Raw genomic sequence first — 16,079 nt, 5'->3', positions numbered from 1 at the left:
CTGACCCGCCGTCTCATCGAGGAGTGTCCATGCCCGACATCCTGTCCCCGCTCGTGGGAACCGTCCTTCCGTTGTCGGCCGTTCCCGACCCGCTCTTCGCGCAGGGCGCGATGGGGCCCGGTGTCGCGATCGACCCGCCGGCCGAGGTGGTCGATGCGGTCGCCCCCATCGACGGCACCCTCCTGCAGGTGTTCCCGCACGCCTTCGTCGTCGTCGCCGACGACGGACTCGCCGTCCTCGTGCACCTGGGCCTCGACACCGTCCAGCTCCAGGGGCAGGGCTTCACGGCCTTCGCGGCCAAGGGCGACCGCGTGAGCGCGGGCACCCCGGTCATCGCCTACGACGTCCCCGCCATCCGCGCCGCGGGGCTCTCCAGCGTGGTCCCGGTCGTGGTGCTCGAGCGCTCGGCTGACGAGGTCACGGTCGTAGGCGCCGAGGGCGCCGAGGTCCTGCCCGGCGCCCGGCTCCTGTCCGTCTGATCCACTCCTTCACCGTCGAGAGAGAACCCTCCATGACCGCCACCGCCCCCGTCGCCCGCCGCCGCATCCCTGGATTCGCCCAGATGCAGCGCCTCGGCAAGAGCCTGATGCTGCCCATTGCCGTGCTGCCCGCGGCCGGCATCCTGCTCCGACTCGGCCAACCCGACCTGCTCGGTCGGATCGACCTGCCGGTCATCGGCCCGTTCTTCCAGGCGATGAGCGCCGCGGGAGGCGCACTCTTCGACAACCTGGGGCTGCTGTTCGCGGTCGGTGTCGCCATCGGCTTCGCCAAGAAGGCCGACGGCTCCACCGCGCTCTCGGCCGTGGTCGGATACCTCGTGCTGGCGAATGTCTTCACGGTGATGTCGCCGGTCGTGCTCGCGGGTCAGACGACGGCGGCCGGCGACCAGGTGCAGATCAACTACAGCGTCTTCGGCGGCATCGTCATCGGGCTGCTCACCGCGTGGCTGTTCGATCGGTATCACACCATCGAACTGCCCTCTTATCTCGGCTTCTTCGGCGGACGCCGGTTCGTTCCCATCGTCGTCTCGCTTGCGAGCCTCGTCGTCGCATTCGGGCTGAGCTACTTCTACCCGATCTTCAACACCGGGCTCTCGGGCCTGGGAGCGTTCATCGGCGGCACCGGCGCGATCGGGGCCTTCGTCTACGGCTTCACCAACCGCATGCTGATCCCGGTGGGTCTGCATCACATCCTCAACTCCTACGTCTGGTTCCTGCAGGGGTCGTACACCGAGAGCGACGGCAGCGTCGTCACGGGGGAGCTCACGCGTTTCGCCGCGGGGGATCCCACCGCCGGGGCGCTCACCGCGGGGTTCTACCCCGTGCTCATGTTCGGTCTTCCGGCCGCGGCGCTCGCGATGATCCACCTCGCCAACCCCTCGCAGCGGAAGGCGGCCATCGGCATCCTGGGCGCGGCGGGCCTGACGGCCTTCCTCACCGGCGTCACGGAGCCGCTCGAGTTCGCCTTCATGTTCGCCGCATTCCCGCTGTACGTCGTCCACGCGCTGCTCACGGGCATCTCGCTCGCGGTGGCCTACCTGCTCGACATCCACCTCGGCTTCTCGTTCTCGGCGGGCCTGTTCGACCTGCTCCTCTACGGCACCGCCCCTGCGGCCAACAACGTCTGGCTCCTGGTGGTCATGGGCGTGGTCTACTTCGCCGTCTACTACCTGCTGTTCCGCTTCGTCATCAAGAAGTGGAACCTGCGTACCCCCGGTCGTGAGGACCTCTCCGCCCCGACGGGGGATGCTCCCGCGGTGGACGCCGACACCACCGGCTCCGTGGCGGGCGCATCGCAGCCGGTCACGGCATCCGCCTCCGAGACGCGCGCCGCATCGGCCGCGGCGGTCGCGGAGCCGTCGACGACGGAGCAGCTGATCGCCGCGTTCGGCGGCCGCGACAACCTCGTGCACGTCGACGCGTGCATCACGCGACTGCGCATGGAGGTCGCCGACCGCGCCCTCGTCGACCATGCGCGTCTCAAGCAGCTCGGTGCCGCCGGTGTGCTGGAGGTGGGCGACAACGTCCAGGCCGTATTCGGCCCCCGCGCGGAGGCGCTGAAGAACGACATCCTCGAGGCGCTCTGATGGAGGTCGTCGTCGTCGAGACCCCCGAAGAGGCGGCGCGCGTCGTCGCCGACGCCTACACCGCCCTCCTCGAGCGGACGCCCACGGCGGTGCTGGGCCTGGCCACCGGCTCGACCCCGCTGCCGATCTACCGCGAGCTCGCGCGCCGTCACCGCGAGGAGGGGCTCAGCTTCGCCGAGGCGCGGGCGTTCCTGCTCGACGAATACGTGGGCCTGCCCCCCGGGCACCCCGAGAGGTACCGCGAGTTCATCCGCGCCGAACTCGAGCAGCATGTCGACTTCGCACTCGGAGCGATCGTCGGACCGGGGGATCTCGATGCCGCCCCCCTCGACGCGGGGCCGGTGTACGAACGGATGATCCGGGATGCCGGGGGCATCGATCTGCAGATCCTCGGCATCGGATCCGACGGGCACCTCGCCTTCAACATGCCGATGTCGAGCCTGGCCAGCCGCACCCGCGTGAAGACCCTCACCACGCGCACCCGACAGGACAACGCGCGCTTCTTCGGCGGCGATGTCGAGCAGGTCCCCACCCACTGCCTCACACAGGGGCTGGCCACGATCCTCGACAGCCGCCACGCCGTCATGCTCGGCTTCGGCCGCGCCAAGGCGCAGGCGGTTCGCGAGGCCGTCGAGGGTCCGCTGTCGTCGCGGTGGCCGGCGTCGGTGCTGCAGCTCCACCCGCACGCGACCGTCGTGGTCGATGAGGATGCCGCCCGCCAGCTCGCCTTCGTCGATTACTACCGCACGACCTACGCCGGCAAGCCGGTGGGACAGGGGCTGTGATGCGCCTGCGGGCCGCTCGCGCCCTGATCGGCGGAGCGTTCGTGGGTCCCGTCGTCATCGAGGTCGCCGCCGGACGCATCGACCGCATCCGCCCCGCGACCGGGGACGAGAGCGTCGATCACGACGTCGTCGACGGGGTCGTGACGGCGGGCCTGCTCGACCTCCAGGTCAACGGCTCGTTCGGCGTCGATGTCGCGGGAGCCGACGAGTCCGGTTGGCAGACGCTCTTGACGGGTCTGGCCGCGCGCGGCGTGACCGGCATCGAGCCCACCGTCATCACCGCACCCCTGCCCGAGACCGTCACCGCCCTCGAGCGCGTGGGACGGGCGCGCGACGCCTTCGCCGACGAGCCCGTCGCCAGGATCCTCGGTACGCACCTCGAGGGGCCGTTCCTCTCGCCCGCGCGCAAAGGCGCTCACCGTGCCGAGTGCATGCTCATGCCCGAGCGATCGCACCTCGACACCCTGCTCGAACGCCCGGCGGCGCGCGACGCGCTACGCACGGTGACCCTTGCGCCGGAGCTGCCCGGCGCCCTCGCCGCCATTCGCCGTCTGACCGGCGAGGGGTACATCGTCGCGGTCGGCCACAGCGACGCCACCGCCGCGCAGGTGCACGCGGCGGGCGACGCGGGTGCCACCATGACCACGCACGTGTTCAACGCGCAGCGGCCGCTGAAGCCCCGCGAACCGGGCGTCCCCGGAGCCGTGCTGACGGACGACCGCTTCTTCGTGGGCACGATCATCGACGGGCAGCACCTCGAACCCCGCGTCGTCTCGCTCGTGCTCGCCGCGGCCGGTCGGCGTACCGTCGGCGTCACCGATGCGATCGCCACGGCGGGCCTCGACGCCGGCCAGTGGCTCGACTTCGGCGGGCAGCCGGTGGCCAACGACGAACACGGCCTGGGTCGTCGTCGCGACGGGACGATCGCCGGGGCCGGCATCGTCCTCGACGAGGGCGTGCGTCGCATGATCGGAGCCGGAATCGACCCCGCCGTCGTGCTGGCCGCCTGCACCGAGAACGCCGCGCGCTCGCTCGGGCGCTCCGACATCGGCCACGTCGCCGAGGGCGCGGTCGCCGACCTCGTGCAGTGGGATGCCGGATGGCATCCGTCGCAGGTCTGGATCGGCGGACGCGCGTTGTCGGTGCCGACCCGCTGACGCCCGGGCGCCGCACCCGCCAGTACGCTGGGGAGGCGGCGCTCCGGGCGCCCGCGCCACCGCACCCCGATCTGGAGCCCGCCGTGACCGACAGCCGCGACCTGCCCGACCTCACGACCTTCGAAGGCGTCCTGTTCGATCTCGACGGGGTGCTCACCCCCACCGCCGAGGTGCACATGCGGGCGTGGAAAGAAATGTTCGACGAGCTCTTCACCGCGTGGCGGATCGAGCCGGCGTACACCGATCGCGACTACTTCGAGTACGTCGACGGCAAGAAGCGCTACGACGGCGTCGCCTCGCTCCTGCGCAGCCGCGACGTCGAGGTGCCCTGGGGAGACCCCTCCGACGACCCGTCCGAAGACACCGTCTGCGGCGTCGGCAACCGCAAGAACGTGGTTTTCTCGCGCATCCTGCGCAGCGAGGGCATCCAGCCCTACCCGGGCTCGATCGCCCTGCTCGACGTGCTGCAAGCCGCGGGCACGCCGATCGCCGTCGTCTCCAGTTCCAAGAACGCCGTCGAGGTGCTCGAGGCCGCCGGCATCCGCGACCGGTTCCCCGTCGTCATGGACGGCGTGGTCGCCGAGCGCGACCACCTGGCATCCAAGCCCGCCCCCGACGTGTTCGCCGAGGCCGCCCGCATGCTGGGCGTCGACCCGGCCCGCTCGGCCGCCGTCGAAGACGCCCTGAGCGGGGTGCGCTCCGCTGCGGCGGCCGGCTACGTCGTCGTGGTCGGCGTCGATCGAGGTGTCGGTGCCGACGACCTGGCCGCCGCCGGTGCGACGGTGGTCGTCGACGACCTCGCCGCGTTCGTAGACTGAGCCGTCGCCTGCACGCGACACCCCCTCGCCGTCCCCGAGCGGCGAACCCGAGCTCCACCCGCACGAGCGGCATGCCGCCGTCTCGCGCCGACTCAGAACCGGCCACCGGAAGGCACCCCCGATGATCGATCGCGATCGCTTCCCCGTCGACGAGTGGCGCCTCGTCGAAACGCAGTTCTCGCTCGACGACGTGGGGGTCACCGAAACCCTCTTCGCCGTCGGCAACGGCTATCTCGGCCTGCGCGGCAACTCGATCGAGGGCCGGTTCGCCCTCGAGCAGGGCACCTACATCAACGGGTTCCACGAGACGTTCCCCATCCGCCACGCCGAGCAGGCCTACGGCTTCGCCGAGGTCGGCCAGACCATCATCAACGCGCCCGACGCCAAGGTTCTGCGCGTCTACGTCGACGACGAGCCGCTCTCGCTCGACGTCGCCGACGTCCGCGAGTACGAGCGCGTGCTCGACATGCGCCAGGGGATCCTGCGCCGGAGCCTGCTGTGGGTCACCCCCTCGGGCAAGCGCGTGCGCATCGAAGACGAGCGCTTCGTCTCGTACGACGAGAAGCACCTCGCCGTGCTGCGGCTCACCGTGACCGTGCTCGACGCCGACGCGCCCGTCACCGTCAGCAGCCAGCTGCTGAACCGGCAAGACGGCGAGGGCATCTACGGCGGCTCGCCGATGGCGTCCCGGAAGGCCGGATTCGACCCGCGGAAGACCGAGAAGCTCAGCGATCGGGTGCTGCAGCCGCGCGAGTACTGGCAGGACGGCGATCGCTCGGCCCTGAGCTACGAGGTCAGCGAGTCGAACATGACGCTCGCGGTCATCGCCGACCACCTCATCGACACGCAGAACGAGTACACCGCGCGGCGACTCATCGAGCCCGACATCGCCAAGAACGTCTACCGCGTGCAGGCGCGCGCGGGCGTCCCCACCACGATCACCAAGCTGGTCAGCTACCACACGTCGCGGGGCGTCCCCACGGGTGAACTGCTCGATCGGTGCCGCCGCACGCTCGACCGTGCGGTCGAGACGGGCATCGAGGGCCTGTTCGCCCAGCAGATCGACTGGTACGCCGACTTCTGGGAGCGCTCCGACGTGCGCATCGGCGGACACGGCGATCTGCAGCAGGCCACGCGCTGGTGCCTGTTCCAGCTCGCGCAGGCGGCGGCCCGCGCCGACGGCCAGGGCGTTCCCGCGAAGGGCGTGACCGGGTCGGGATACAGCGGGCACTACTTCTGGGACACCGAGGTGTACGTGCTGCCGTTCCTGGCGTACACGTCGCCCCTCTGGGCACGCAACGCCCTGCGCATGCGCTATCTGATGCTGCCCGCGGCGCGCAAGCGCGCTCACCAGCTCAACGAGGCCGGGGCGCTCTTCCCCTGGCGCACGATCAACGGCGAAGAGGCATCGGCCTACTACGCCGCCGGCACCGCGCAGTACCACATCAACGCAGACGTCGCCTTCGCCCTGGCGAAGTACGTGCGAGCCACGGGCGACGAGGAGTTCCTCGCCCGCGAGGGCGTGGACATCGCCGTCGACACCGCGCGCCTGTGGTCGACGCTGGGCTTCTGGCGCTCGAGCGACGCGGCCGACGACGGCGAGCACGATTCGTTCCACATCCACGGCGTGACGGGTCCCGACGAGTACACGACCGTCGTCAACGACAACCTCTTCACCAACGTGATGGCGCGCTTCAACCTGCGCTTCGCCGCCCGCACGGTCCGCTACCTCGCCGACAACGACCCCGACGCGTACGCGAACATGGCCGAGCGCATGAACCTCGACCCTTCCGAACCCGAACGCTGGGAGCGCGCCGCCGAGGCGATGCACATCCCCTTCAGCGAGGCCCTCGGCATCCACCCCCAAGACGCCGTGTTCCTCGAGCGCGAGATCTGGGACCTCGAGAACACCCCTCCCGACCAGCGCCCCCTGCTGCTGCACTTCCACCCGCTGGTCATCTACCGCTACCAGGTGCTCAAGCAGGCCGACGTGGTCCTTGCTCTGTTCCTGCAGGGCAATCACTTCACAGATGCCGAGAAGCTCGCCGACTTCGAGTACTACGACCCGCTGACCACCGGTGACTCGACGCTGTCGGCGGTCGTGCAGTCGATCCTGGCCGCCGAGGTGGGCTACCAGGACCTGGCTCTGGAGTACTTCCGTCAGGCCGCGTTCGTCGACCTCGGCGACCTGCACCACAATGCTGCCGACGGCGTGCACGTGGCGTCGGCCGGCGGTGTGTGGACGGCGCTCGTCAGCGGCTTCGGCGGTATGCGCGACCACTTCGGACGGCTCACATTCGATCCGCGCCTCCCCGCCGACTGGCCCGAGCTGTCGTACGTGCTGCACTGGCACGGGACGCGGCTCAACGTCACCCTCACGACGAACGCGCTCACGCTGCGTGCGGGGGAGGAAGGCGCGCCCGTCGCGTTCGCGGTGCGCGGTGTCGACTACACCGTCGCTCCCGGAGAGACGGTGCGCGTGGCGCTGCACGGGCAGGGTCCGGTGCGTCCGGGCCGCCCCTCGATCCGTCAGCTCGAGGGCTCGGTGCGCGAGGACGGCACGCTGCTGTCGGCGTCGGTGCCCATCGTCACGGCGACGATCCCGGTCGTGAACGACGACGACGGCCCCATCGCGGTCGGCCTCGACGGGGGTTTCTGACCCGCGCACGTGGCGGCTCCCTGCTCGGGGGGTCACCGCGTGCGGCGTTACCGGCGTGCCGCGTCTCCGGGCGTGAGGGGCGGGCGGTCGGGCCGTGAGGTGCGGGTGGCCGCGGATGCGCGAGGACGCCCGCGTCAGTGAGAGGCGGAGGGTCGGGGGCCGCGGGAGGACCTGGGTGCCTGTGGCGTCCTCCGTTCGTCCCTCGTCCTCCGCTAGCCCCGCGTCGCTGGGCGTTCGCCTCGCGCGGTCGCTGCGCCTTCGAGCCGCGCGGTCGCGGGGCCTGCGCTCGCGGCGCGTTGTCGAGACTTCTGACCCGGTCGGACGAGGCCGCGGAGGCGATGTCGGAGGGACGCCGTAGGCTGTTCGGGTGACGACAGCCCTGTACCGCCGATACCGCCCCGAGGCGTTCGGCGAGATGATCGGGCAGTCGCAGGTGACGGAGCCGCTGATGACCGCGCTGCGCAGCGATCGCGTGGGTCACGCGTACCTGTTCTCGGGTCCGCGCGGCTGCGGAAAGACCACGTCCGCCCGCATTCTCGCCCGTTGCCTCAACTGCGCAGCCGGCCCCACCGACACCCCCTGCGGCACATGCGACAGCTGCGTCGAGCTGGGTCGTGGCGGCGGCGGATCGCTCGACGTGGTCGAGATCGACGCGGCCAGCCACAACGGTGTCGACGACGCCCGCGATCTGCGCGAGCGCGCGATCTTCGCTCCCGCTCGTGACCGGTTCAAGATCTTCATCCTCGACGAGGCCCACATGGTCACGCAGCAGGGCTTCAACGCCCTGCTCAAGCTCGTCGAAGAGCCCCCCGCTCACGTGAAGTTCATCTTCGCCACCACCGAGCCCGAGAAGGTGCTGGGCACGATCCGCTCGCGCACGCACCACTACCCGTTCCGCCTCGTCCCGCCCGCGGCCATGCTCGAGTACGTCAACGAGCTGTGCGAGACCGAGGGGGTCGGGGTCGAAGCCGGTGTGCTGCCGCTCGTCGTGCGCGCCGGCGGCGGATCGCCCCGTGACACGCTCTCGCTTCTCGATCAGCTCATCGCCGGCTCCGACCCGTCGACAGGTTCGGGGACTGAACCGGCCGGCCACGTCCTCGTCCGCTACGAGCGGGCCGTCGCCCTGCTCGGTTACACCCACTCCGAGCTCCTCGACGAGGTCGTCGATGCATTCGCGTCGAACGACGGCGGGGGAGCCTTCGCCGCGGTCGACCGGGTCGTTCAGACCGGGCAAGATCCGCGCCGTTTCGTCGACGACCTGCTCGAGCGGCTCCGCGACCTCATCATCGTCGCGGCGACCGGCGCCGGGGCGTCCGCCGTGCTGCGCGGGGTGCCCGACGACGAACTCGAGCGCATGGCGCGTCAGGCGACGGCCTTCGGCGTCCATCGCCTCTCGCGCACGGCCGACCTCGTGGTGGCCGCGCTCGACGAGATGACGGGCGCCACCTCCCCGCGCCTGCAACTCGAACTGCTCGTCGCTCGCGTGCTCACCCACGCGGGGGTGTCGCAGGGCACCTCGCCCGCTGCGGCCCACGACCTCGAGGCGGCGCGCGGCACCACGTCGTCCGCGCCGCAGCTCGCTCCGGCCACCGGCCGACCCGCCTCACCCGCCGCCGACATCGCCGCACCCGGACGAACGGATGCCGCACCGGCGTCGCCGCGCGTCGCGACTCCGGCGATCGCGTCGCCCGGTGGGGCCGCGCCCCAGTCAGGTGCCTCGCGCGTGTCGCCTCCGCGCGTGGCTTCGCCGTCCGGCCCGTCGCCCTCCTTCGCGTCGACCGGGATCGCCTCTCCGGGTGCGTCGACCGCCGCTCCGGCCGCGCCTCGCGTCGCGGCGCCCGCCGTCGCCTCGCCGGGTGTCGCCACTTCGGGTGTCGCCACGCCGGCGATCGCGTCGCCCGGCGCAACCGCACCGCCCTCTTCCGCGCCGGCCACCGCTGCCGAGACCGTTTCGCCGGCTTCCCCGCAGCCGTCGGACGCATCCTCGCGTCCGTCGGAGGCACCCGCGCGTCCCGAGACGACGCCCGGGCGGGGCGCGTTCGACGACGACGCGCCGCCGCTCACCGACGACGACGCGCCGCCTCCGTTCGATGATCCCGAACCGGTGGCCGAGCCCGGGGGCCGCGGGCGAGCGCCCGCCCCACGAGCCGCTGCCGCCGACGCGCACCCGTTCGACACAGCGCCCACTCCCGAGACGACCGAGAACTCGGGCGCCGCGCCCACTCCCGACACCACGGCGAATTCCGGCCGCACTCCCGATCCCGCGGTTTCGGCGCCGCAGAAGGCGGCCGATCCCGACTCCACGGCGCCCGCGTCCGGCGACCTCGAACCGGCTGCGGCGCGGGCGCGTGCAGCCGCCGCACCGCCCACCGCCGCCGACGACACTGCACCGCCCGCCGCCGCCGACGACACTGCACCGCCCGCCGCCGCCGACGACACCGCACCGCCCGCCGCCGCCGACGACACTGCATCAGTTCCCGCGCCCGCGGCGTCGGAGGCAGCCACCGACGACGTCTCACCTCTCGAGGCCACCGCCCCGACCCCGCCGGTCACACCCGTCGGCCCGATCGAGCTCGGGCATCTTCGCGACGCATGGCCGGAGATCCTCGCCCAGCTCGAGGTCGCGAGCCGTGCGTCGTGGCTCGTCGTGTCGACGGCCACCGTGCGCGCCTTCGACGATGACGTGCTGACCCTGTCGTTCCGCGCCGCCGGCGACCTGAACGCCTTCAAGACGCGCACGCCCGACGGGGGTGCGAGCGAAGACCTGCGCCATGCCATCCAGACCGTGCTCGGCGTCCGCGTGAAGTATCTCGCGCGCCTCGACGGCGACGGTCCGGGGGGTTCCGGTCCCGGGGCACCGCCGCGCGGCCCCGCGGCCGGATCCGACGCCCCTCGCGGCGGGGCATCCGCGAGCGCTCCCTCCGCTCCACGATCGGCGGCGCCGTACACCGCATCGGTCACCGAGTGGGCTGTCGCCCCGATTCCGTCCGCCGACGTCGCCGGGGCAGGTGCCCCCACGACGGGCGCGCCCTCTGCCGCATCCCCCCTCGGCGGCCACACTGCGTCCGCCGGTCTCGCGTCGACGGCTCTGGCCGTCGACGACGAGCCCGACGAGGCCGCCGCGACGCCCGAGACCTTCGCCGTTCACCCCGGTGTGGTGCTCCCGCCGCGTGAGGTGACCCCCTCGGTGCCCGCACCCGACGAGGTCGACGACGACGACGTGATCCCGCCGGCCGACGATGTCGAGGCACCCCTGCCCCCCGTGGTCGTCCCGCGCATGGCCCCGCTCCGCGGCGGTGTCCAGCGGTACGGCGAGGCGGTCGTCCGCCAGGTGCTCAGTGCCACCTACGTGCGCGACGAGCCCTACGAGCCCCCGACGAGGTTCAGCTGATGTACGACGGCATCGTGCAAGACCTGATCGATGAGTTCGGCCGACTCCCGGGGATCGGCCCGAAGTCGGCGCAGCGCATCGCGTTCCACATCCTGCAGTCACCGTCATTCGATGTCTCACGCCTGTCCACGCTGCTCGGCGAGATCCGCGACAAGGTGAAGTTCTGCGAGATCTGCGGCAACGTGTCCGAGCAGGATCGCTGCTCGATCTGCCGCGACCCGCGACGCAATCCGGTCCTCATCTGCGTCGTCGAAGACGCGAAAGACGTCGCGGCGATCGAGCGCACGCGTGAGTTCCGCGGGCTGTACCACGTGCTCGGCGGGGCGATCAGCCCCATCGCCGGCATCGGCCCCGACGACCTGCGCATCACGCAACTCATGAAACGACTCGCAGACGGAACGGTGCAGGAAGTCATCCTCGCCACCAACCCCAACCTCGAGGGCGAGGCCACGGCCACCTACCTCAGCCGCCTGCTGCACACCCTCGAGATCCGCGTCACCCGCCTGGCATCCGGCCTGCCGGTCGGCGGCGACCTCGAATACGCCGACGAGGTCACCCTCGGTCGCGCATTCGAGGGTCGCCGCACGCTCTGACCGGTGTCACTCCTCGGGCCGGCAGACTCTTCCTCCGATCCCGACAGGCCCGTCCCGGTGCGCCCCGCGGCTCCGGCCGTTCCGCTGTGCACGACAGCGGGTCGTTTCACCGACACGCCGTGTCGGTCCGCCCTGTCGTGGCGTGTCGCCGGTGCCGTCCGTCGTTGTGCTTTGCCGCCACTCCGTTCGGCTAATCCGTGCACGACAGCGGGCCGTTGGACCGACACGCCCTGCCGCGGGGCCTGTTCGCGGCGCGTCGGGGGTGCCACCCGCCGTTGTGCACGACGAAGCGGCATCGCACCGACGCCGACGCCTCCGGCCGATCCGAAGCCTCGGCGACTACCCGCGCGCCCGCGCTCTGACCCGGGTGACGCTCGACAGCGTCGCGCGCACGGGCTGGCCGAGGTAGATGCCGAGCGAGGCCCCCACGGCGAGGGCGATGCCGATGGTCGCCGCGCCGGCGAGGGTCGTGACGCCGGTCATGAGCACGGCTGCGTCGTCGCCCGACTCCACGATGCCGAGCAGTCCGCGGAACACCGCGGCACCGGGCACGAGCGGAAGGATGGCGGCGGTCGTGATGGCCACCGACGGCACATGCAGGCGGTAGGCGACCACGATGCCCGCGAAGCTGCCGACGAATGCGCCCACACCGCTGGCGGCGGCCACCTCGAAGCCCAATGACGTCGCGCCCACGTACCCGGCCCACGCGACGAGGCTGAGGGCGGCGGAGACGACGATGATCCGGGTACCGGCGCCGTTGTAGACGGCGACGGCGATGGCGATCACGGCGGCGCCGACGAACTGCACGGTGAGGGGTCCCAGCGGCAGGGCGCTGGAGGGCGGCGACATGCCGAGCCCGATCACGCGCACGGTCTCGAGCCCGGCCAGGATGCCCAGCACCACACCGAGGGTCTGCGTCGTGAGTTCCAGGATGCGCCCGGTCGCCGTCAGCGCGAACCCGTCGATGGCATCCTGTGCCGCTCCCACCACGGTGAGCCCCGCGAGCATGAGGACGATCCCGGATGCCACGATCACCGACGGACGGATGTCTATGGCGGCATCCAGGCCGGTGTAGCGCAGCAGGGGAGAGAGGGCGGCGACGACGGTCAGCACGAAACCGCCCGCGATCTGCGCGAAGAAGTACGGCATTCGCGCACGGGCCATCACGTGCTGGGTCGTGGCGGCGAGGGCTGCGGCGATGAACGACAGCACCAGCGCGAGCCAGTTGGCGCCGAACATGATCGCGACGCCGGCGGCGAGCGACGCCTGCGAGACGATCACGATGGCCGGGCGGTAGCGGAACGGCAGTCGCCTGATCGCGCGGCAGCGGGTGATGGCGTCGTCGAGAGCGAGTCCGCCGGTGATTTCGGTGACCAGTGCCTGCAGGCGCTGCAACTTCGCGTGGTCGGGCACCGACCCGCGGACTACCCTCAGCAAGGTGGTCGGGTGGTTCGCCCCCGGGCGGCTGTGCGCGATGGTGATCGAGTTGTACGTCACGTCGACGTGCACGGGGTCGAGCCCGTACGCCCCGCACACGCGCACGATCGTCAGGGTCACCTCGTTCGCGGGTGCCCCGACGACGAGCATCGTCTCGCCGATGCGGATGGCGAGGTCGAGGATGCGGGTGGCCAGCGCCTCGTCGATGACCGGGAGGAGGGTCGTGTCGAGGGATGCCGCGTCGGCCGTATGGGTGAGGCGACGCAGCGAGGACAGCCAGTGGCCGGGGGTGAGCGGCATGTGATCGCTCCAGGGGGAGGGGGTGGAACCCGTCGATCCTAGTCGCGACCGCTCGGGAGTCGGCCCGGGGGCGCACGAGGTCGATCGCATGGCGGGGATGGTGGATCATGTACGGGCGCGTATACGCCGTTCCGTAAGATGAACCCTCGGGCGCGGCATCCGGGCGCCCCGTCGTGGTATTCCGACGCACGCCCCTCCCGGGAGTTCCCCTCATGGCTCTGATCGTCCAGAAGTACGGTGGCTCGTCCGTCGCCGACGCCGAGAGCATCAAGCGGGTCGCCAAGCGCATCGTCGACACGCGTCGCGCCGGTCACGAGGTCGTCGTCGCGGTCAGCGCCATGGGCGACACCACCGACGAGCTGCTCGATCTCGCGGCTCAGGTGGCGCCGATCCCCGCGCCCCGCGAACTCGACATGCTGCTGTCCAGCGGTGAGCGCATCTCGATGGCTCTGCTGGCCATGGCCATCCACTCGATGGGGTTCGAAGCCCGCTCGTTCACCGGCAGCCAGGCCGGCATGATCACCGACGCCACGCACGGCGCGGCCCGCATCGTCGACGTCACCCCCGTACGTCTGCGCGAGGCGCTGGATGAGGGCGCGATCGTCATCGTCGCCGGCTTCCAGGGCTTCAACCGCGATACCCGCGACATCACGACGCTCGGCCGCGGCGGTTCCGACACGACGGCCGTCGCGCTCGCCGCGGCGCTCAAGGCCGACGTGTGCGAGATCTACAGCGACGTCGACGGCATCTTCACCGCCGACCCGCGCGTCGTCCCCCTCGCCCGCAAGCTCGCCCGCGTCGGCAGCGAAGAGATGCTCGAGCTCGCCGCCAACGGCGCGAAGGTCCTCTACATCCGCGCGGTCGAGTACGCCCGCCGCCACGGCGTGCTCATCCACGCGCGTTCCACCTTCAGCTCGGGCGAGGGCACCTGGGTGCTCGACGCCTCGAAGACCTCACCGCTCGTCCCCGAGGGAGACACCATGGAAGAGCCCATCGTCGCCGGCGTCGCCACCGACCTCAGCCAGGCGAAGATCACCGTCATCGGCGTTCCCGACGTCCCCGGCAAGGCGGCCGACATCTTCAAGATCGTCGCCAAGTCCGGCGCCAACGTCGACATGATCGTGCAGAACGTGTCCGCTGCTGCGACGAGCCGCACCGACATCTCCTTCACGCTCCCCAAGACCGATGCCGCGACCGCCCTTCGCGCTCTCGCCGCCGAGCAGTCCGAGGTCGGGTTCGAGAGCCTCGTGCACGACGACCAGATCGGCAAGCTGTCGGTCGTGGGTGCCGGCATGCGCACGCACTCCGGTGTCTCGGCGACGCTGTTCGAGGCGCTGAGCATGGCGGGCGTGAACATCGAGATGATCTCGACCTCCGAGATCCGCATCTCGGTCGTCGTGCGCGGCGTCGACCTCGCCGAGGCCGCTCGCCTCGTGCACACCGCGTACGGTCTCGACGGCGACGACGAAGTGACCGTCCACGCCGGCACCGGTCGCTGACGCCGGCGTCGCGTCCGCCGCCCCACTCACCCCCGCCAGGGGTCCCAACCGGAGTAGCGCCCGTCGCCCGGGTACCGCACCGCGCGGACACCACGCAGGACTCTCTCCCTCCGAGGCCGCGCACGACGGTGGATTCCCGCCGATCTGGGGCAGCGGAGCGACAGTTCTCCTGCGTTGTGTCGGTCTGGTCGGCGTCCCACCGCCCCCCGCGCTACCCTGACCCGAACGCCGTCGTCGCGGCATCCGCCCCCGAACACCCGAGGTACTTCGCATGACCCGCATCTCCGATTCCGGAATCTCCCTCGCCGTCGTCGGCGCCACCGGCCAGGTCGGCACCGTCATGCTCGAGATCCTCAGCGAACGCTCATTCCCGATCCGCGAGTTGCGCCTGTTCGCCACGGCCCGCTCAGCCGGCACCGCGATCGACTTCGGTGGCCACTCGGTGATCGTCGAAGACGTCGCCACGGCTGACCCCGCGGGTGTCGAGGTCGCGCTCTTCTCGGCCGGCGCCACCGGCAGCCGCGCGCACGCCCCCCGCTTCGCCGAGGCGGGCGCTCTCGTCATCGACAACTCCAGCGCATGGCGCATGGATGCCGAGGTGCCCCTCGTCGTGAGCGAGGTCAACCCGCACGCGATCGACCAGGCCGTCAAGGGCATCGTCGCCAACCCCAACTGCACGACCATGGCCGCCATGCCCGTGCTGAAGGTGCTCGACGCCGAGGCCGGCCTCGAGCGCCTGATCGTCAGCACCTACCAAGCCGTGTCCGGATCGGGTCTCGCCGGAGCCCGGGAGCTCCTCGGCCAGGTCGAGGGCGTCCTCGCCCAGGGCGACGTCGAGCGACTCGTCCGTGACGGCTCCGCTCTCGACTTCCCCGCGCCCGAGAAGTACGTCGCGCCGATCGCGTTCGACGTCATCCCCTTCGCCGGCAACCTCGTCGACGACGGCCAGAACGAGACCGACGAAGAGAAGAAGCTGCGCAACGAGAGCCGCAAGATCCTCGAGCTGCCCGACCTCCGCGTCGCGGGCACGTGCGTCCGCGTCCCCGTCTTCACGGGCCACTCGCTCAGCATCAATGCGGAGTTCGCCCGCGACCTGACGCCCGAGCGCGCCCGCGAGCTCCTTGCCGACGCTCCTGGCGTGCAGCTCGAAGAGGTGCCGACGCCGCTGCAGGCCGCCGGCACCGACCCCAGCTACGTCGGCCGCATCCGCGCCGACCAGTCTGCGCCCGAGGGCAAGGGTCTCGTCCTGTTCATCAGCAACGACAACCTGCGCAAGGGTGCGGCGCTGAACGCGGTGCAGATCGCCGAGATCGTCGCGCACAAGCTCTCCACGCGCGTCTGAGCAGACGGCATC

11 protein-coding genes are annotated in these 16,079 nt (G+C 71.3%); 10 read left to right on the top strand and 1 reads right to left on the bottom strand.

What is annotated here, in order from left to right:
• Window positions 1–29 precede the first annotated feature (29 nt).
• The 8 genes from ACXKZF_RS11935 to recR all read left to right on the top strand — a co-directional run bounded on the left by ACXKZF_RS11935 (window position 30) and on the right by recR (window position 11,489).
• The gene (locus ACXKZF_RS11935) at window positions 30–479 is read left to right on the top strand and encodes a PTS sugar transporter subunit IIA (protein ID WP_488984332.1); all 450 of its coding nucleotides are present in this window, start codon (window positions 30–32) and stop codon (window positions 477–479) included.
• 32 nt (window positions 480–511) lie between these two features.
• Entirely contained in the window at window positions 512–2,086 is a 1,575-nt protein-coding gene (locus ACXKZF_RS11930; protein ID WP_488984331.1) for a PTS transporter subunit EIIC, read from the top strand.
• Entirely contained in the window at window positions 2,086–2,871 is a 786-nt protein-coding gene (nagB, locus tag ACXKZF_RS11925; RefSeq protein ID WP_488984330.1) for a glucosamine-6-phosphate deaminase, read from the top strand. The genes ACXKZF_RS11930 and nagB overlap by 1 nt, the downstream gene beginning before the upstream one ends.
• Complete coding sequence (locus ACXKZF_RS11920; RefSeq protein WP_055956356.1) at window positions 2,871–4,028, top strand: N-acetylglucosamine-6-phosphate deacetylase; 1,158 nt, start codon at window positions 2,871–2,873, stop codon at window positions 4,026–4,028. Before nagB ends, ACXKZF_RS11920 begins: the two co-directional genes overlap by 1 nt.
• Window positions 4,029–4,111: 83 nt before the next feature.
• Complete coding sequence (locus ACXKZF_RS11915) at window positions 4,112–4,846, top strand: HAD family hydrolase (RefSeq protein WP_055956359.1); 735 nt, start codon at window positions 4,112–4,114, stop codon at window positions 4,844–4,846.
• Window positions 4,847–4,967: 121 nt separating this feature from the next.
• Window positions 4,968–7,505 (top strand): glycoside hydrolase family 65 protein, encoded by a 2,538-nt coding sequence (locus ACXKZF_RS11910; RefSeq protein ID WP_488984329.1) that lies wholly within the window; start codon window positions 4,968–4,970, stop codon window positions 7,503–7,505.
• A gap of 367 nt (window positions 7,506–7,872) precedes the next feature.
• Window positions 7,873–10,896: a DNA polymerase III subunit gamma and tau gene (locus tag ACXKZF_RS11905; RefSeq protein ID WP_488984328.1), complete on the top strand. Its 3,024-nt coding sequence runs from the start codon at window positions 7,873–7,875 to the stop codon at window positions 10,894–10,896.
• Complete coding sequence (recR, locus tag ACXKZF_RS11900) at window positions 10,896–11,489, top strand: recombination mediator RecR (protein ID WP_055956367.1); 594 nt, start codon at window positions 10,896–10,898, stop codon at window positions 11,487–11,489. The genes ACXKZF_RS11905 and recR overlap by 1 nt, the downstream gene beginning before the upstream one ends.
• A gap of 339 nt (window positions 11,490–11,828) precedes the next feature.
• Here recR and ACXKZF_RS11895 read toward each other — a convergent pair whose 3' ends face one another.
• Window positions 11,829–13,226, bottom strand: a complete 1,398-nt coding sequence (locus ACXKZF_RS11895; RefSeq protein WP_488984327.1) for a threonine/serine exporter family protein — start codon at window positions 13,224–13,226, stop codon at window positions 11,829–11,831.
• 212 nt (window positions 13,227–13,438) lie between these two features.
• Between ACXKZF_RS11895 and ACXKZF_RS11890 the strand changes: the two genes are divergently transcribed.
• Both ACXKZF_RS11890 and ACXKZF_RS11885 read left to right on the top strand, forming a co-directional pair.
• Window positions 13,439–14,725 (top strand): aspartate kinase, encoded by a 1,287-nt coding sequence (locus ACXKZF_RS11890; RefSeq protein WP_055956374.1) that lies wholly within the window; start codon window positions 13,439–13,441, stop codon window positions 14,723–14,725.
• 271 nt (window positions 14,726–14,996) lie between these two features.
• On the top strand, window positions 14,997–16,067 hold the full coding sequence (locus ACXKZF_RS11885) for an aspartate-semialdehyde dehydrogenase (protein ID WP_488984326.1): 1,071 nt from the start codon (window positions 14,997–14,999) through the stop codon (window positions 16,065–16,067).
• Window positions 16,068–16,079: the final 12 nt, after the last annotated feature.

It is taken from the genome of Microbacterium sp. ABR10 (assembly GCF_057812175.1).
This window is presented reverse-complemented; position numbering and strand designations above follow the sequence as displayed.